This is a genomic window from Aquitalea sp. S1-19, from assembly GCF_024343515.1.
Window position 1 is genome coordinate 1 of record NZ_RJTZ01000288.1, and the last position, 1,636, is coordinate 1,636.

Here is a 1,636-nt window from a genome sequence, read left to right on the forward strand (position 1 = left end):
ATGGCAAAACCGGCGACCAGTCCGGAGAAAACTGCCACCAGCAGGTCGAAGAAATTGGGGTTGGTGCGCGCCAGTATCTGGGCGGTCGGTGGAATAAAAGGCGAGAAATTGACGATGGTGTAGCTGGTCACCAGTGCCGCCACCACGCCAAAGCCCAGTGCCAGCCCCGCCTGCTTGCCGTAGGCCAGATTGGTCTTGGCGATGGCGTAGCCCAGCAGATTGATCGGCCCCATCAGGGGCGCGATCAGCATCGCGCCGATCACCACCGCAGCCGAGTCTAGCAACAGGCCCAGCGTGGCAATCGCGCAGGAAATGAACACCAGAAAGATATAGGCCGGTGTCAGCAGGCCGTTCTCGATCATGCTGCGGTCGACCTGAGCCTGATCGACATTCTGCTGCCGTCGGTTCCACCACTCACCGACGATGATTTCGGCCAGGCTGCGTGTTGCCATGGTCATTCCTGTCTGCTTCATCCAAACATTTATTTTCGGTTAAATGTTATGGAATTTCCAGTTTTGCTTATATATGCCATCTTGATTGCGCGTCCTGGATATCAAATACATAATCCGCCACAAGCGCCCGCATCGAGGCGCCAATAACTAAAGGGGAGATCCATGCGTTCACTCAAGGCGCGAATCATCGGCTTTAATGCCGTGCTGCTGGCAGCGTTTGCCGTACTGCTGTTTTCCATCGTGTTTGTCCAGGTGCGCGGCATGGCACTGCAGGGCATTGCCAGTGAGCAGAACACCACGCTCAAGGGGCAGTCTATCCTGATTGGCGACTGGGCGCGGGACAAGCAGAGCGTGATCAAGGGGCGCTCGCAGCGCTACGACAATGAAATCAATATGCTGGGCCGTGATCCGCAGTGGTTCCTGACGCAGGGCATGCAGGAGGGGCGTTTTATCGACCTGTATGTCGGTTTTGCCGATAACAAGGGGCATTTTGCCTCGGGCTGGACGCCGCCTGCCGAGTATGCGGTTACCAGTCGAGGCTGGTACCAGCAGGCCATGGCTGCGGGCAAGCTGGTAATGACCGACCCCTATATCGACGCCAATACCAAGGCCATCGTGCTCACGGCGGCCATTCCGCTACCGGGCAGCAATGGCGGTGTGCTGGCCGGCGATATTTCGATGACCGAACTGACGCGCACGCTGGCGACCCTGCCGGTAGGCGGCAATGGCTACAGCCTGCTGGTGGACAGCAAGGGCAATCTGATCTCTGCACCGGACAAGGCCTTGCAGACCAAGCCGCTGACGACGCTGGTGCCGGCGCTGAATGCGGCAACCATGCAGGCCGCCAGTGGTAGCGGCGAACTGGTGGAGGTCGAGGTCGGCGGCAAGACCATGCTGGCTTCGGTTGTGCGGCTGGAAGAGCTGAACTGGAGCATTGTGGTGCTGAGCGAGAAGTCGCTGGTGCTGACGCCGCTCAATACGCTGCTGTTGACGCTGGGGGCTTTCACGCTGGGGGCTTTCCTGTTGATGCTGCCGCTGTCAGGTCTGGTGCAGGGGCGGATGCTGGCCGGGCTGGACCGGCGCTCGCAGGAGATTTCCGGCATTACCGGCGTGATCCGCGATATCGCCGACCAGACCAACCTGTTGGCGCTGAACGCGGCGATCGAGGCGGCGCGCGCCGGCGA

1 protein-coding gene and 2 pseudogenes are annotated in these 1,636 nt (G+C 60.0%); 2 read left to right on the forward strand and 1 reads right to left on the reverse strand.

Annotation, left to right across the window (positions count from 1 at the left end):
• Positions 1–452: DUF389 domain-containing protein (locus EGI20_RS18430; protein ID WP_498633148.1), on the reverse strand; the 452-nt coding region annotated here is incomplete at its 3' end.
• A gap of 432 nt (positions 453–884) precedes the next feature.
• Between EGI20_RS18430 and EGI20_RS18435 the strand changes: the two are divergent.
• Positions 885–1,364, forward strand: a pseudogene (locus tag EGI20_RS18435) (cache domain-containing protein); the annotation flags it as partial.
• 189 nt (positions 1,365–1,553) lie between these two features.
• A pseudogene (locus EGI20_RS18440) lies at positions 1,554–1,636 on the forward strand (methyl-accepting chemotaxis protein); the annotation flags it as partial.